Annotated in this window: 17 protein-coding genes and 1 pseudogene; 10 read left to right on the plus strand and 8 right to left on the minus strand. The window is 63.3% G+C overall.

Annotated features, from left to right (window positions below; translation table 11 throughout):
• Together IAG25_RS41175 and IAG25_RS04370 are read left to right on the plus strand one after the other, a co-directional pair.
• Positions 1-500 (plus strand): hypothetical protein (locus tag IAG25_RS41175; protein ID WP_222946446.1); only part of this gene is annotated, 500 nt, incomplete at its 5' end.
• 30 nt (positions 501-530) lie between these two features.
• Entirely contained in the window at positions 531-1,277 is a 747-nt protein-coding gene (locus IAG25_RS04370) for an SDR family NAD(P)-dependent oxidoreductase (RefSeq protein ID WP_187603744.1), read from the plus strand.
• A gap of 86 nt (positions 1,278-1,363) precedes the next feature.
• Here the strand turns inward: IAG25_RS04370 and IAG25_RS04375 are convergent, their stop codons facing one another.
• Positions 1,364-2,212 (minus strand): enoyl-CoA hydratase/isomerase family protein, encoded by an 849-nt coding sequence (locus tag IAG25_RS04375; protein ID WP_187603745.1) that lies wholly within the window; start codon positions 2,210-2,212, stop codon positions 1,364-1,366.
• 37 nt (positions 2,213-2,249) lie between these two features.
• On the minus strand, positions 2,250-2,927 hold the full coding sequence (locus tag IAG25_RS04380) for a type 1 glutamine amidotransferase domain-containing protein (RefSeq protein WP_187603746.1): 678 nt from the start codon (positions 2,925-2,927) through the stop codon (positions 2,250-2,252).
• A gap of 565 nt (positions 2,928-3,492) precedes the next feature.
• On the opposite strand from IAG25_RS04380, the pseudogene IAG25_RS41385 reads away from it, so the two are divergent.
• A pseudogene (locus IAG25_RS41385) lies at positions 3,493-3,615 on the plus strand (DNA-binding response regulator); the annotation flags it as partial.
• Here IAG25_RS41385 and IAG25_RS04385 read toward each other — a convergent pair.
• Positions 3,612-4,307 carry a CBS domain-containing protein gene (locus IAG25_RS04385; protein ID WP_187603747.1) on the minus strand — a complete coding sequence of 232 codons (696 nt, stop codon included), beginning with the start codon at positions 4,305-4,307 and terminating at the stop codon, positions 3,612-3,614. The pseudogene IAG25_RS41385 and the gene IAG25_RS04385 overlap by 4 nt on opposite strands.
• Positions 4,308-5,019: 712 nt before the next feature.
• Between IAG25_RS04385 and IAG25_RS04395 the strand changes: the two genes are divergently transcribed.
• Together IAG25_RS04395 and IAG25_RS04400 are read left to right on the plus strand one after the other, a co-directional pair.
• Positions 5,020-6,114 (plus strand): glycosyl hydrolase, encoded by a 1,095-nt coding sequence (locus tag IAG25_RS04395; RefSeq protein WP_187603749.1) that lies wholly within the window; start codon positions 5,020-5,022, stop codon positions 6,112-6,114.
• A 296-nt stretch (positions 6,115-6,410) separates the two neighbouring features.
• Positions 6,411-6,848 carry a hypothetical protein gene (locus tag IAG25_RS04400; protein WP_255503532.1) on the plus strand — a complete coding sequence of 146 codons (438 nt, stop codon included), beginning with the start codon at positions 6,411-6,413 and terminating at the stop codon, positions 6,846-6,848.
• On the opposite strand, the gene IAG25_RS04405 is transcribed toward IAG25_RS04400, so the two are convergent.
• Positions 6,845-7,504 (minus strand): HAD family hydrolase, encoded by a 660-nt coding sequence (locus tag IAG25_RS04405; protein ID WP_187603750.1) that lies wholly within the window; start codon positions 7,502-7,504, stop codon positions 6,845-6,847. The genes IAG25_RS04400 and IAG25_RS04405 overlap by 4 nt on opposite strands.
• 162 nt (positions 7,505-7,666) lie before the next feature.
• Between IAG25_RS04405 and IAG25_RS04410 the strand changes: the two genes are divergently transcribed.
• Genes IAG25_RS04410 through IAG25_RS04430 form a run of 5 tightly spaced genes read left to right on the plus strand, consistent with a single transcriptional unit; the run spans position 7,667 to position 12,147 of the window.
• Complete coding sequence (locus IAG25_RS04410) at positions 7,667-8,893, plus strand: FAD-dependent monooxygenase (RefSeq protein WP_187603751.1); 1,227 nt, start codon at positions 7,667-7,669, stop codon at positions 8,891-8,893.
• A 1-nt stretch (position 8,894) separates the two neighbouring features.
• A complete protein-coding gene (locus tag IAG25_RS04415) occupies positions 8,895-9,650 on the plus strand; it encodes a maleate cis-trans isomerase family protein (protein WP_304502653.1) in 756 nt (251 codons plus the stop codon).
• Between the two features lie 3 nt (positions 9,651-9,653).
• Positions 9,654-10,469 (plus strand): alpha/beta fold hydrolase, encoded by an 816-nt coding sequence (locus IAG25_RS04420; RefSeq protein WP_187603752.1) that lies wholly within the window; start codon positions 9,654-9,656, stop codon positions 10,467-10,469.
• Positions 10,470-10,480: 11 nt separating this feature from the next.
• Positions 10,481-11,521, plus strand: a complete 1,041-nt coding sequence (locus tag IAG25_RS04425) for a 2,5-dihydroxypyridine 5,6-dioxygenase (RefSeq protein WP_187603753.1) — start codon at positions 10,481-10,483, stop codon at positions 11,519-11,521.
• Positions 11,518-12,147: an isochorismatase family protein gene (locus IAG25_RS04430; RefSeq protein WP_187603754.1), complete on the plus strand. Its 630-nt coding sequence runs from the start codon at positions 11,518-11,520 to the stop codon at positions 12,145-12,147. Before IAG25_RS04425 ends, IAG25_RS04430 begins: the two co-directional genes overlap by 4 nt.
• Here IAG25_RS04430 and IAG25_RS04435 read toward each other — a convergent pair.
• From IAG25_RS04435 to IAG25_RS04450, 4 genes are all read right to left on the minus strand, one after another.
• Entirely contained in the window at positions 12,113-12,412 is a 300-nt protein-coding gene (locus IAG25_RS04435; protein ID WP_238210765.1) for a hypothetical protein, read from the minus strand. The genes IAG25_RS04430 and IAG25_RS04435 overlap by 35 nt on opposite strands.
• A 160-nt stretch (positions 12,413-12,572) precedes the next feature.
• Positions 12,573-12,791 (minus strand): hypothetical protein, encoded by a 219-nt coding sequence (locus tag IAG25_RS04440; protein WP_035507213.1) that lies wholly within the window; start codon positions 12,789-12,791, stop codon positions 12,573-12,575.
• Positions 12,792-12,934: 143 nt separating this feature from the next.
• Positions 12,935-13,678: an acetoacetyl-CoA reductase gene (gene phbB / locus IAG25_RS04445; RefSeq protein WP_187603756.1), complete on the minus strand. Its 744-nt coding sequence runs from the start codon at positions 13,676-13,678 to the stop codon at positions 12,935-12,937.
• A 135-nt stretch (positions 13,679-13,813) separates the two neighbouring features.
• On the minus strand, positions 13,814-14,995 hold the full coding sequence (locus tag IAG25_RS04450) for an acetyl-CoA C-acetyltransferase (RefSeq protein ID WP_187603757.1): 1,182 nt from the start codon (positions 14,993-14,995) through the stop codon (positions 13,814-13,816).
• Between the last annotated feature and the right edge of the window lie 248 nt (positions 14,996-15,243).

Below are 15,243 nucleotides of genomic sequence, written 5' to 3' on the forward strand. Positions count from 1 at the left end.
CGGTGGCGGCAACGGCGGCGGTAACGGCGGCGGCAACGGCGGTGGCAACGGCAACGGCGCTGGCGGCAACGGCGGCGGTGGTCACGGAGGCGGTGGCAACGGCGGCGGCGCAGGCGGCAACGGCGGCGGCGCAGGCGGCAACGGCGGCGGCGCAGGCGGCAACGGCGGCGGTGGTCACGGCGGTGGCGGCAACGGCGGCGGCAACGGCGGTGGTAACGGCGGTGGTAACGGCGGTGGTAACGGCGGTGGTAACGGCAACGGCAACGGCAACGGCGCTGGCGGCAACGGCGGCGGCCATGGCGGTGGTCACGGCGGTGGCGGCAACGGCGGCGGTGGCGGCGGTGGCGGCGGTCACGGCGGCCGTTAATCAAGCAGCGCAGTGCAAGGAAGAACCGATGTCCCTCCCGGGGCATCGGTTTTTTTTCTTCGAGGCGCCGGATCGCGGGCCGATCCTCATCCGCACGGCCATAGGCGGGATCATCGCGACGCGCGCAAACTAGCCCCTTTCCCTCAAGAGAAAGGACCCCGCCATGCCCGCTCGCATCCTCGATCTGAACGGTCGCGTCGCCCTGGTGACCGGCGGCTCACGCGGCATCGGCCGCGCGATATCGCTTGCCCTCGCGTCTTGCGGCGCATCGGTGGCGGTCAACTATCGGCAGCGCGAGAACCAGGCCGCCGATGTCGTCGCGGAGATCGAACGCCTCGGCGGCCGCGCGCTCGCGGTACGCGCCGACGTCTCGCTCGGCAGCGACGTCACCACGATGATCGGCGACATCGAACAGCGCCTCGGCCCTGTCGACATACTCGTGAACAACGCGGGCACCGCCACGATGATCGACATCGACGATCTCACCGAGGCCGAATTCGACCAGACGCTCGCCGTCAATCTGAAGTCGGCGTTTCTGTGCACGCAGGCCGTGCTGCCGGGAATGCGCTCGCGGCGTTGGGGCCGCGTCGTCAATCTGTCGTCGGCGGCGGCGCGCGGGCCGGGTCTGGTGGGCATCCACTACAACGCATCGAAAGCCGGTCTCGAAGGCCTGACGCGCGGCTATGCGGCCCGGCTCGCTCGCGACGGCATCACCGTCAACGCCGTCGCGCCGGGACCGATCGACACCGAAATGGCCGGGCCGCTCAAGGCATCGAATGTCGCGGAGCGGCTGCCCGTCGGCCGGCTGGGAGAAGCGAGCGAAGTCGCGGACGTCGTGATGATGGTCATCGGCAATGCATTCATCACCGGGCAGACCATTCCCGTCAACGGCGGCGCGAGCTTCATCTGATCAGCGCACGGACTGGAAGCTCGCGCGAATCTCCTGCGTGAAGCGTTGCGGCTGTGCCCAAGCCGCGAAGTGTCAGCCCTTGTGAATCAGCTTCGGGTACGCCAGAGCGAGCCCGTGTAGTGCGCGAGCCGGGTTTCCACATCCGCATTCTTCTGCAGGCCGAGTTCCATCAACTGGGCGATTTTTTCCTGCGCCGCGGGACGGCCGACCGACGCGATGAAGGCGTCCCACTCCGGCGCCACCGATGCATCCGGCGGCAAGGTCTGCGCATTGACGTGCTGCTTGATCGCCGCGAGCGATTGCTTGTCGAACAGGCTGATGCGTGTCGCGAGGCCATCGACGAAATCGTCCAGTTCATTGTCGGGCATCGAACGGTTGACGTAACCGTAGCGCTCGGCGAGGCCGCCGTCGAAGTCGTTTCCGCTCGTCAGCACTTCGAGCGCGCGCCCACGGCCGATGAGCCGCGACAACCGCGTCATCGGTCCGCCGCCGGGAACGAGCGCGGCGCCGATCTCCCATTGCGATAGCAACGCCTTTTCATTGCTCGCGAAGCGCATGTCGCTCGCCAGCGCCAGTTCGCTGCCGACGCCGGATGCGCGTCCGCGAATCTTCGCGATCGAAATCACCGACGAGCGCCCGATACGCACCAGCATATCCGGCAATGGCGGCATGCCCGTCGGTCCGGGTGGCATGCTCGTGGTCGCCTCCAGCGGCGGCACGAAATCGTAGTGAGTGAGGAAGAAGCCGGGCACCGCGCTTTCGAAGACCACCACCTTGACGTGCGGATCGCTCTCCAGCGCGTCAACGACCTGCGCGAGCTGCGGCATCGTATCCGGCCCGAAGATGTTGAAGGGCGGATTGTCGATGATCACGCGCCAGTAAGACGCGCTCGAAGGTTCGATCCTGATTTGAGCATTCGCACTAACCTGGGTCATGTCGCTCTCCATGCAAGCAGTGATCGGTCCATGCGCCCTAGCCGCGCAGCACCTTCAGAAGGTCCTGTGCCGCGCTTTTCGACGACGCCGGATTCTGGCCCGTGACGAGACGGCCATCGATAATCGAAAACGGCTGCCAGTCATCGACTTTTTCGAAGCGTCCGCCGAGGCGCTTCAGTTCGTCCTCCACGAGAAACGGCACCACGTTCGTGAGTTGCACCGCCTCTTCCTCCGAATTGGTGAAGCCGGTGACGCGCTTGCCCTTGACGAGCGGCTCGCCGTTCGCTTTGACGTGACGCAATACGCCCGGCGCGTGACACACGAATGCAACGGGCTTGCCGCTGTCGTAGAAGCGCTCGATCAGCGCGATGGATTGCGGGTCCTCCGCGAGATCCCACATCGGTCCGTGGCCGCCCGGATAGAACACGGTGTCGTAGTCGTCGGCGTTCATCTCGGAGAGAAGCGCGGTGTTGGCGAGCACGCGCTGCGCGGCGGCATCGCCCTTGAAGCGTTCGGTCAGCTCGGTCTTGCCTTCCGGCGTATCGCTCTTCGGATCGACGGGCGGCTGGCCGCCCTTCGGCGAGCACACCGTGATGTCGACGCCCGCATCGAGAAATGTGAAGTATGGCGCCGCGAATTCCTCCAGCCAGAATCCGGTTTTCCTGCCGGTGTTGCCGAGCTGGTCATGCGAAGTCATCACCATCAAAATTTTCATGGTCGCACCTGCCTCGAAAAAAGGTCGCAGTTGCCACGCTGTCTCGTGGTGAAAGCACTATAGGTCGCGAATCGGCACTCCGCGCGGCGAGACCATACCAAGGTATAGGGTTCTATACGAGGGCGCCGGCTGATGATTCGCACTACTGTGATCGAACCCGGCGCGCCCGGCACATTTATGCTGTCCATACGAAATTGCATCTGCAATCGCTACGGTCAGGCGCCACAACTCGGAAAGTTTTTGCGGTCGATTTCTGCTAGAGCGGGCCGTCATTGCCATGACGAAACGAGTCCGTTCCTCAAGCGACGTGCGCCGCCAATCGGCAAGCAAAGAACATGTCGATGCAGCCGTGTTCCGCGCTCATCCATTCAGCTTTTCTACAGATCATTGCCGTGCGTTGCCTGCTGGACAGGAGGAAACATGGTCCGGAGCGTGCAATCCACTTCAAACTAGGCGAGCACCGACAACGAGACGCCTGTGGTGTATGTCGTCGACGATGACGAGTCGATCCGCTTCACCTTGCAGAGCCTGATCCTCGATGTGCATCCGATGCGGCCCTGGCGGGCGTGGACAGGTCATGAGAAAGATGGCTTCGCGCTGCCTTCCCGATCTCGTCAGGAAAGCAGAGGCGCTGGGCATCGAACCTTCTTTCACACGGACCGCGCCCCTGAACGAAGCGCGTTGCTAGTCCAGCGGCGCAACGGCGGCCGGTGGCCCGATGTGCGTCACGACTCCCTTGACCCCCGGCGCGTTTTCGGCGGCTACGCGAATGGCGTTGACTTCCTCCTCGCTTGCGACACGGGTCCATAAATGCACGGTCCCGTTCTCCACGATCACGTTCTCCCGTGCAAGCGCCCAGGGATGGTCCGCCATCGCGGCAAGGACCGCTTCGCGGATCGAGTGATCGCTGATGTCGGCATCGACGGGCAGTTCGGGCGCCATCGTCACGAGGGCGCGAATCAGATTGGCGCGGCTCACGACGCCGACGACCTTGCCGTCGCGCACCACGGGCACGCGCTTGATGCGCTTGCGTTCGAGCAACTCGGCAATGTCGGCGACCGGACACGTCTCCGTCACGGTCGTGACGTCGGTGCTCATCACATCCCCGACCTTGCGCGCATGCTCCTTGACATACTGGCTCGCCAGTTCACGCGTCGATGCAACCAGTTCGAGCCACCACGCGCGGTGCTTGACGCCGGTCCCGATCTCCGCGCGATGCATCAGATCGCCCTCGGTGACGATGCCGAGCAGCTTGCCGTCCTCGTCGATCACGGGCATCCCGCTGATGCCTGCGAAAACCATCGTTCCGGCCGCTTGTCGCACGGACATGTCGGGGGTGGCGGAAACGATCCGCGTCGTCATGATGTCGGCAGCTCGCACGTTCATCTCCTTCCGGGAAGACAGCAGAGTTCTGGATATGAGCGATGACGCCAGCGGCGTCCGCTCAGGGTCTGGTCCGGCACGACGCCTTGAACGATACAACAGATCCCGCTGCAGTACATTTTCCCGACCCGTGCTTTCCAAGGCCAAGCCCGCCGCGTAGACCGCCAGACAATGGGTCTGACTCGTATGAAGTAAGTTTTTCTGCGACCGCTGTGCAACGAAAGATTTTTTTACTGTGACAGGGATTTACATTCATCTCATAAGACGATAACCTTGCTGCCGTCAGTCAGGTTTCGGCAAGCGTTGCCGAATGTTACGAAAGTACTTTGAAATATTCGGTATTTTCGACCGAAATTGCGAAGATGTTGCCTGATTCCAGACCGACGCCGCCTTCGAACTGAGCTGGTTTGTCATTTCGTAAGGCCCATGCGAGCAAGCGCAATCGTTTGCTCGACTCCGCCATCCGGAGCGCTCGCTGTTTGCGCACCGGACCGATCAGTGACTCCGCGCTGTTGAGTTTGCCCCTCCACGCCCCAATTCCGGCGTCGGGCAAGCGGACTTGCATTGATCATGTAGTTTGGATGACTAATTAGTGTCATTCCGACGACAGCACGGTTTGCCGCGATACGCATCGTGAATTACTGAGCAGGTCCGGAAGCGTTTCGGATTTTACGAGCCTTACGCTAATCAATTTGCATTACTAACTGCAATGACGAATCGAAATCTCACCACTCATCGCAATTTCAACGTTTTTTCGGCGCGCAAGGCCGCGGCGATCGCGACAGCGCTTCTCACGAGCGTGCTGCTCGCCGCCTGCGGAGGCGGCGATGACAGCGCCCTGGGCGACGCGACCGCCAAGAGCGCCGCGCCCGAGTCGACGGCGAAGGCCGCGACCAGCACGTCCATCTTCTACGGCGCGAACGGCCGGAACACGAACGGTGGCGGGTACGACGCGACGCCCGTGGCGACGCAGCTCGCGCAGTTGAAGGACATCGGTGCGACGATCTATCGTAACGACGTGTACAGCCTGAGCTCGGCGAAGGTCATCGCGAAGATGGCGCAGACGATGGCAGCGAGCGGCGTGACCGTGTACCCCGTGATCCTGCTGGGCACCGGGTTCAACAACGAGCAGGACGCGTACAACGCGGCCTACACGCTCGGTCAGCAGGTCGCGGGAACGTACAAGTACAAGTATTACGAGGTCGGCAACGAGCTCGAGGCAGGCGCGCTCAACGGCAATGTAGACGGCACGAGCTGGACGCACTACAAGAACCAGCCCTACGTCCTCGCGCGCGGCGTGATTCGCGGTCTGATCGCGGGCGTGAAGTCGGTGGACGGATCGGCGAAGATCGTCGTGAACGGCACGTGGCTGCACTACGCGTTCTTCCAGATGCTGATGGACGGCTCGCAGCCCGACGGCACGCGCGGCCACCCGACCGTGAACTGGGACATCACCGCATGGCACTGGTATTCGAATCAGAACGACATGACGCATGCATGCGGCGGCACGGGCTGCTACGACATGCTCGGCATCCTTCATTCGTTCGGCAAGCCGGTGTGGATCAACGAATTCGGCGTGCGCCCGAACTACGGCACCGATCAGCAGATCGCGAATTACATGGCCGGCAATATGATGATGGCGCAGTTCCAGAGCGTTGCATCGAAGTACAACATCCAGTCGATCCAGGCGTTCGAACTCTATGACGACGTCGAAGGCAACTTCGGTCTGATGAAGTCGGACGGTCAGACGACGAAGGCCGCTTACTGGGCGTACAAGAACTTCGTGGCCGGCCACCCGATGTAAGTTGCGCGGGGGTTTCGTCTCCCCCGCTTCCGCCATGTCTTCACGAGCGACCCATTGTGGTCGCTCGTGGCGTTTTGGGCCTTGAAAATAGGCACTTTCCCCGATCCGACCGTTCCGCGCTTATCGGCGCGACGATATGACTGGTATTCAGTCGCAGCGCCTTGCCGGCGATTGCCGTCCGCCCTAACCTGCATGAGAGCCAGCCCTTCGGATCGTTGCCGGGCCGGCCATTTCCATCGATCCATACACCGCCTGTTCTTCCCTTTGCGGAAGACGCAGGTCCTATTGGAGAAGATATGCGCGGCAACCTGCAATCCGTCATCGAACGAGACGAGCCATTCGTCGGCATGCCTCACCGTGCCCAGCACGATCGTGTGCGATCCATTCTTTATTGCCGCGGAACGGGCGCCGCGTCGATCGCGGGAATCGCGAAGCGGCTTGCTTCGGCGGGGCGCAAGTTCGAGGTGCATACCTTCGCGCGATCAGCCGAGCGCACCGTGCTGCTGGAAGCATTCGACGCGCTTCGCAGTCACGGCAAGGTCTATCATCATTTCGACCTGCCGGATGATCTGTCCGCGCAGAAAAGCGCCTTCGCGATGAGTCCGACGCACGCGAGCACGCAGATTTACTGCAGCGGCCCGCCCGCGTTCACGGACCTGGTCGAGCGTCACGCACGCGACTGGGTGTATGCGGCCAACATCCACAAGATCGTTCTCGACGAGCACACCGCCTAGTCAGCGAGCCGCGCCGGATCGAGGCCCAGCGCCTGCGCCAGTTCGCGCGGCGATCGCACGACCTGTGCTTGCGCGGGAAAGAGCGCGGCGCCTTCATCGTCGAAAGGCCAGGCCAGAACACGCATATGCGCGGCGATGGCGGCGTGCGCGCCGGTCGGACTGTCTTCCACGGCGATCACCTCTTCGGGCGCGAAACGCAACAGCCACGCCGCGCGCTCGTATGGCTCCGGGTTCGGCTTGCCGTTACGCACATCGTTGACGCTGATGGTCACGAGCGACGGCTCTTCGATGCCGAGCGCCCGCAGATTCGCTTCGAGCAGCATGCGCGATGCATTCGACACGATCGCCTGCGTGATGCCCGCGGCCTTCGCGGCGCGATACACCTCCAGCGCGCCCGGTCGAGGCACGAGCGCGGGCGCGCCGTCGAGATAGGCTCGCGCGCGAAGCGCCGACCAATCCGCGTAATCCACCGACAAGCCAAAGCGCTCGCAACAGAGCGCGTGCACTTCGCGTCCCGTCTTCCCGAAGATGAGCGGATGCATCTCCTCGCCCGCCTCCACACCATGACGCGCGAGCGCCGCGACCAGCGTGCGCAAATGCAGCGACTCGCTTTCCGCGAGCGTGCCGTCCATGTCCCACAAAATGGCTTTGATCAAAGCTTGAATCTTCCTTGTCGTTCGGGTGCGTTCAGCGCGCAGCCTATCACGGCGTAGTCGCAGCGGGCATGGCCCTCATCGCACTGCGTGTTGCATTTATTTATACGGCCATATAATATCTGCCGTGAATTCACACGACTTCACTTTCGGAAGGACGAGATCATGAGCAGAACACTTCGCGTCGGCGTGATCGGCGGGGGAATCGGCGGCGTGGCCCTGACGGGCGCACTCGCGCAGCAAGGAATCGAGGTGCGGCTTTTCGAGCGCGCGAGCGTTTTCGGCGACGTCGGCGCGGGCATTCAGATGACGCCCAACGCGGTGAAGGTGCTGCAGGCGCTCGGTATCGGCGATGCGCTGCGCGATGTCGCGTTCGTGCCGCAAGCGATCGTCGGCCGCAACTGGGAGACGGCGCGCGAGAACTTTCGCATCCCGCTCGCATCGGCGTGTCCGGAGCTGTATGGCGCCCCCTTCTATCACGTGCATCGCGCGGACCTGCATCGCATTCTGACGACGCTCGTGCCCGCCGATGCCGCGCGTCTGTCGACGAGCTGCATCGGCGTGCGGCAGGAAAAAGACGCCGCCGTCGCCGTGTTCGAAGACGGCAGCGAGTTCGAAGCGGATCTGATCGTCGGTGCGGACGGCGTGCGCTCGATCGTGCGTTCGACCCTGTTCGGCGAGGAAGCGCCGCGCTTCACCGGCAACATGTGCTTCCGCGCGGTCGTGCCGTTCGATGAAGCGCCGGCCTTCGTCAGCCCGGATTCGTCGTTCTGGCTCGGGCCGCATGCGCACGTCGTCACGTATTACGTGCGCGGCGGCGCGGCGGTGAACATCGTCGCGGTGGCTGAGACGCAAAGCTGGGTCGAGGAATCGTGGAACGCGAAATCGAGCCGCGAAGAATTGCTCGCCACGTTCGAAGGCTGGCATCCGAACCTGCAGCGCCTGTTCGAGCGCGCTGAATCGGTCTTCAAATGGGGCTTGTTCGATCGCGATCCGATGCGCAGTTGGTCGCGCGGCAACGTCACGCTGCTCGGCGACGCCGCGCATCCGATGCTGCCCTTCCTCTCGCAAGGCGCGGCGATGGCGATCGAAGACGGTTACGTGCTCGCGCAATCGCTCGCGGCGCACGGCAAGGACATCGGCGGCGCATTGCGCGAATACGAAGCCGAGCGGCTGCCACGCACGAGCCGCGTGCAGCTCGAATCGCGCGAGCGCGGCCGCACGTATCACCTGCCGAGCGCATTCGCGCAGAGAAAGCGCGATCTCATCTACAAGTTCAAGTCGTATTTGAATCCGCAGGCGTCGGGCATTCAGGCGAACTGGGTCTACGCGTACAACGCAACCGACTTCGCGCCGCGCGCAGCCGTGTCCAATGTTCCCTTGGAGGTCTGAAATGTCGGTCAGGACTTATCGCATCGGGCAGATCGTCCCGAGCTCGAACACGACGATGGAAACCGAAATCCCGGCGATGCTGATGGCGCGTCAATCCATCGAGCCGGAGCGTTTCACGTTTCATTCGAGCCGCATGCGCATGAAGAAGGTCGTGAAGGAAGAGCTCGCCGCGATGGATGCCGAATCGGACCGTTGCGCCGTCGAGCTTTCCGATGCGCGCGTCGATGTGCTCGGCTATGCATGCCTCGTCGCGATCATGGCGATGGGGCGCGGGTATCACCGCGTATCGCAGGCGCGTTTGACGAAGCACACGGCGGAGAATGGCGGCGCGGCGCCGGTCATCACGAGCGCGGGCGCACTGATCGATGCGCTCAAGGTGATGAAGGCGAAGCGCGTCGTGGTCGTTGCACCGTATATGAAACCGCTGACCGAGCTCGTCGTCGATTACATCCGCAACGAAGGCTTCGACGTGATCGACTATCGTGCGCTGGAAATTCCCGACAATCTCGATGTCGCGCGTCACGATCCGCGCAATCTGCCCGGCATCGTGCAATCGATGAACTACCAGGACGCCGATGCGATCGTTCTCTCCGCGTGCGTGCAGATGCCTTCGCTGCCTGTCGTGCCGATGGTCGAAGCATCGACCGGCAAGCCCGTCGTAACGGCTGCGATCGCCACGACCTACGCGATGCTGCGCGAACTGGATCTCAGGCCGATCGTGCCGGGCGCGGGCGCGTTGCTGTCCGGGGCGTACTGAGCGATGGAATCGACCTTTCTCTACGGCGCGAATTTCCACGCGAACGGTATCCGTCAGCACTATTTGCGCTACGGCGGCGCACGCGAAGGGCGCGATGCGATCGTGCTCGTTCCGGGCATCACGAGTCCGGCGGTGACATGGGGCTTCGTCGCCGAAACGCTCGGCCGTCAGTTCGATACCTACGTGCTCGACGTGCGCGGCCGCGGTCTGTCGGAAGCGTCATCGACGCTCGATTACAGCCTCGACGCGCAGGCCACCGATCTCATCGCGTTCATCGAAGCGCTCGGCCTGAAGCGCGCGAGCGTGCTCGGCCATTCGATGGGCGCGCGTATTGCCCTGCGCGCCGCGCGACAGACGAAATCCATCGCGCGGCTTGCGCTCGTCGATCCGCCCGTGTCCGGTCCCGGCCGACGCGCGTATCCCGCGCAGCTTGCGTGGTACGTCGATTCGATCGCGCTCGCACGCAAGGGCATCGACGCGGAAGGCATGCGTGCGTTCTGCCCGAGCTGGACGGACGAGCAATTGCGTTTGCGCGCGCAGTGGCTGCATACCTGCGACGAACGCGCGATTCGCGCGAGCTTCGAAGGCTTCCACGCCGACGACATACACGCCGACATGCCCCACGTCCGACAACCCGCGCTGCTGATGACTGCGGGAAAAGGCGACGTGATCCGCAACGAGGACATCGCCGAAATGCGCGAGCTGATGCCGCAACTCGAAGTCGTCAACGTGCCGGACGCGGGCCACATGATTCCGTGGGATGACGAAGCAGGCTTTTATCGCGCGCTCGGTTCGTTCTTCGGCGCACCGCTCATCTGAGGCGACACATCATGCCAATCAGCGATTATCAATTGATAGAAGCGTGGAAAACGGTGCTCACGCTGTCGCGTCTCGAACCGGTGCAGACGGTGACCATCCTCACCGGCGCGGCGACGCATCCGCAAACGCTCGCGTGCGCATTGATCGCGACGCAATCGATGGGCGCGATCGTGAACCGGCTCGATCTTCCGCCCGTCAACGGCGAAAAGGCGCTGAGCCGCGACGCCCTCGCCTATCTCGGCGAAACGCCGCTCACCGGCAACCGCGCGGCCATCGCCGCGTTGAAGGCGAGCGATCTCGTGCTCGATCTGATGACCCTGCTCTTTTCGCCCGAACAGCACGAGATTCTCGCGTCGGGCACGAAGATTCTGCTCGCCGTCGAACCGCCGGAAGTGCTCGTGCGCATGACGCCCACGCTCGCCGACAAGGAGCGCGTGCTCGCCGCTGCAACGCGCATCGGACATGCGCGCGAGATGCGCGTCACATCGAAAGCGGGCACCGATCTGCGCTGTCCGCTCGGCGAGTTTCCCGCGATCGCGGAGTACGGTTTCGTCGATGAACCCGGCCGCTGGGATCATTGGCCGAGTGGCTTCGCGCTCACGTTTCCGAACGAAGGCGGCGCGAACGGGCGCATCGTGATCGATCGCGGCGACATTCTTCTGCCGCAAAAAAGCTATTGCTCGGAGCCGATCACGCTGACGGTCGAAGGCGGCTATGCGCGCAGGATCGAAGGCGGCGTGGATGCGGATCTCCTGCGCGAATACATGCTCTCCTTCGACGATCCCGAAGCCTTCGCGATCTCGCATATCGGCTGGGGCCTGCAAAAGCGCGCGCACTGGTCGACGCTCGGACTCTACGATCGCGAAGCAACGCTCGGCATGGACGCGCGCGCGTTCGACGGCAACTTCCTGTTCTCGCTCGGACCCAACAACGAAGGCGGCGGCACACGCACCACCGCGTGCCATATCGACATTCCCTTGCGCCGCTGCACCGTCTCGCTCGACGGCGTGGACGTGGTTCGCGAAGGCAAGACCATCGAGGAAACACGATGACGGAAGCAATCTATGCGCGTCAGGGCTTCGGCAATGACTTCGACATCGACGGCCAGTTCGGTCTACTGATCATCGACTTCGTGAACGGTTTCGCGGACCCCGACGTGTTCGGCGGCGGCAATATCGCGGAGGCGATCGAGCGCACCGTGCCGCTTCTGCACACGGCGCGCGATTTGCGCTGGCCGGTGGCGCACAGCCGCATCGTCTATGCCGACGACGACTCCAACGCGAACGTCTTTTCGCTCAAGGTGCCCGGCATGCTGACGCTGAAGGAGCATGCGCACGACAGCGCAATCGTGCCGCAGCTATCGCCCGAATCCGGCGAGCTCGTCGTGCGCAAGAACGTGCCGTCGGCGTTCTTCGGCACGTCGCTCGGAAGCTGGCTCACGATGCGCGGCGTGCGCACGCTCGTCGTCGCGGGCGCGGTGACAAGCGGCTGCGTGCGCGCGAGCGTCGTCGATGCGATGCAGTACGGCTTTCGTCCGGTGGTGCTGTCCGATTGTGTCGGCGATCGCGCGTCCGGTCCGCACGACGCCAGTCTCTTCGACATGGCGCAGAAGTATGCGGCCGTGATGTCGTCGGAAGAATTGCTTAGCCGCGCGCGTCGTTCTCCGGCACGCAAGTGAAGGAGACTGTCGACGTCTGCTCTTCCAGCGAACGCACGCCGCTCGTCGCTTCCGATCTGATCGCGACGCGCTGCGAACGCTGCTTGCAGTAATCGCTGGCAGCGTCCATCGCCGCGTTGCGCGCGGTCACCCATGACATGCGCGTGCCCGTCGCCTTGCCGGTGACCGTGTAGGTGTCGGGATGCGCGCCGGCCGTGACGCCGTTCGTCGTGCCGCATGCGGCGAGCAGACAAACAAGGGCGAGCGCCGCGAACGCGCGCGGCATCGAACGTATTGATATTAGGTAAGAGAACATGCTTGTGGATCGCGAATTTTGAGATCGATCCGAATGGTACAAGCGTCTGCAATTTTCTTCACAAATCGCAGGGCAGATGCGCTGTACTCCGGTATTCACGATCGACCGCGTGCGCGATCCGTTGTTCCCTTCAAGCCTGAGCGATGCGATCCAGCAGGCGTTGCAGGCGCGAATGCTGACACGGCGCGAGCCCCGGCGTGGCGATCGCCTGCACGACGCGGCCGCGCCAGTATGTCTTGGAGAAAAGCGAATTCGCACCTTCGAGGCTCAGCACTTGCTCGAGGTGTTCGATCGCCGAATCGAGATGACCGACGCTATAGAGCGGTCTGCGTGCGCTGATGTTGTTCATGGCGCGGTCTGTCGGAAGAACGGAATTGCCGGTGAAGATTGAATCGATGCGCGCCTTCGTGACGAACGTGCGACGCGCAAAACTGACCTGTATCGATGCACACGAAAGGCGGCGCGCGAGTCATCGCGCGCCGCATGCGTACATCAGTTCATGTGCTGGCCGCCGTTGATCGCGATGTTCGAGCCGGTGACGAAGCCGGCGTCGTCGGAGCACAGGAACGCGACGAGTGCCGCGACTTCCTCGGGGCGGCCCAGACGGCCTGCCGGAATCTGCGGAATGATCTTCGTATCGAGAATCTCCTGCGGAATCGCGGTCACCATCTTGGTCGCGAGATAGCCCGGCGAAATCGTGTTCACGGTTACGCCCTTCTTCGCGACTTCGAGCGCGAGCGACTTCGTGAAGCCGTGCATGCCCGCCTTCGCGGCCGCATAGTTCGTCTGGCCGATCTGACCTTTCGAGCCGTTCACCGACGAAATATTGATGATTCGGCCAAAGCCGCGCGACACCATCTCTTCGCAGACCGGCTTGGTCATGTTGAAGACGGAATCGAGATTGGTGCGCAGCACGGCGTCCCAGTTCACCTTCGTCATCTTCTTGAAGGTCGTGTCCTGGGTGATGCCGGCGTTGTTCACGAGGATATCGATCGGGCCGACTTCGGCCTGGATCTTCGCCACGCAATGCTGGGCGGAATCGTAGTCGGCGACGTCCACGCCGTACGCGCGGAAGTTGTAGCCCTGGCGATCCATGCTCGCGAGCCATTCGCCGACCTTCGCGTTGCCCGGCGAATGCGTTACGACGACCGCGAAACCGGCGTCGTGCAGCTTCATGCTGATGGCTTCGCCGAGGCCGCCCATGCCGCCCGTCACCACTGCGATACGCTTAGTCATGCTGATACTCCTCGTCAATTTCTCTCAGGTTAATGAAACTCGGAATGACACCGGCGCTGCCATGTCGCCTCGACGCTTTTATTGTTTGGACATTGCGTCGGGCCGCGTGCTTGCCGCGCCGGTCTATTGCTTTCGTTACGGACGTTCCAGCGCCAGCGCGACACCCATGCCGCCGCCGATGCACAGCGACGCCAGACCCTTCTTCGCATCGCGCTTCTGCATTTCGTGCAGCAGCGTGACGAGAATCCGGCAGCCCGATGCACCGATCGGGTGACCGATCGCAATCGCGCCGCCGTTCACGTTGATCTTCGACTGATCCCAGCCCATCTGCTTGTGCACCGCCAGCGCCTGCGCCGCGAATGCCTCGTTGATTTCCATCAGGTCCAGATCGTTCACCGACCAGCCCGCGCGCTCCAGACAGCGCTTCGATGCCGGCACCGGACCCATGCCCATGATCTTCGGATCGACGCCCGCGTTCGCGTACGCCTTGATGCGCGCGAGCGGCGTCAGACCCAGCGCCTCGGCCTTCTTCGCCGACATCACGACAACCGCCGCCGCGCCGTCGTTGAGGCCCGACGCGTTCGCCGCCGTCACCGTGCCTTCCTTCGAGAATGCGGGCTTCAGGCCCGCAAGCGCTTCGGCCGTCACGCCGTGGCGCACGAACTCGTCGGTGGCGAACTGCAGCGGCTCGCCTTTGCGTTGGGGGATCGAGACCGGCACGATTTCGTCGTTGAAACGGCCCGACTTCTGTGCGGCTTCCGCCTTGTTCTGCGACAGCGCCGCGAACTTGTCCTGATCCTCGCGCGTGATGCCGAATTCCTTCGCGACGTTCTCAGCCGTCGTGCCCATGTGGTAGTTGTTATAGACGTCCCACAGGCCATCGACGATCATCGTGTCGATCAGCTTCGCATCGCCCATGCGAAAGCCGTCGCGCGAGCCCGGCAGCACGTGCGGCGCGGCGCTCATGTTTTCCTGACCGCCCGCGATGACGATCTCCGCATCGCCCGCGATGATCGCGTTGGCCGCCAGCATCACCGCCTTCAGGCCCGAGCCGCAGACCTTGTTGATCGTCATGCCCGGAACCATGTCGGGCAAGCCAGCCTTGATCAGCGACTGGCGCGCCGGGTTCTGGCCCGAGCCGGCCGCGAGCACCTGACCCAGGATCACTTCGCTCACCTGGTCCGGCTTCACGCCCGCGCGCTCCAGAACCGCCCTGATTACCGTCGCGCCCAGTTCCGGCGCCGCGATCTTCGCGAGCGAGCCGCCGAACTTGCCTACCGCCGTACGCGCGGCCGATACGATCACTACGTCAGTCATTTTCTATCCTCATCAAACAGCGAAAACGTGAACGGAATTTCCGTGCGCGTGACATTTCACGCGACGCGAAAACGCGTCCGGTACGAACGGACGGGTGAGTTCGATTCGAACTCAGGGCAGATTGATGCGCAGCGTCGCGTGCGGAGCAATGTCCGACCGACCGATGCATGAGCGAGCGACTTCAAGAGGCGTCGCGCCGACTACGGAATGACCTCGCCCGTGGGACAAGGTTCGCTCCGCAGAAAAAA

Source organism: Caballeronia sp. EK (genome assembly GCF_014384845.1).
In the GTDB taxonomy this organism is placed as follows: Bacteria; Pseudomonadota; Gammaproteobacteria; order Burkholderiales; family Burkholderiaceae; genus Caballeronia; species Caballeronia jiangsuensis.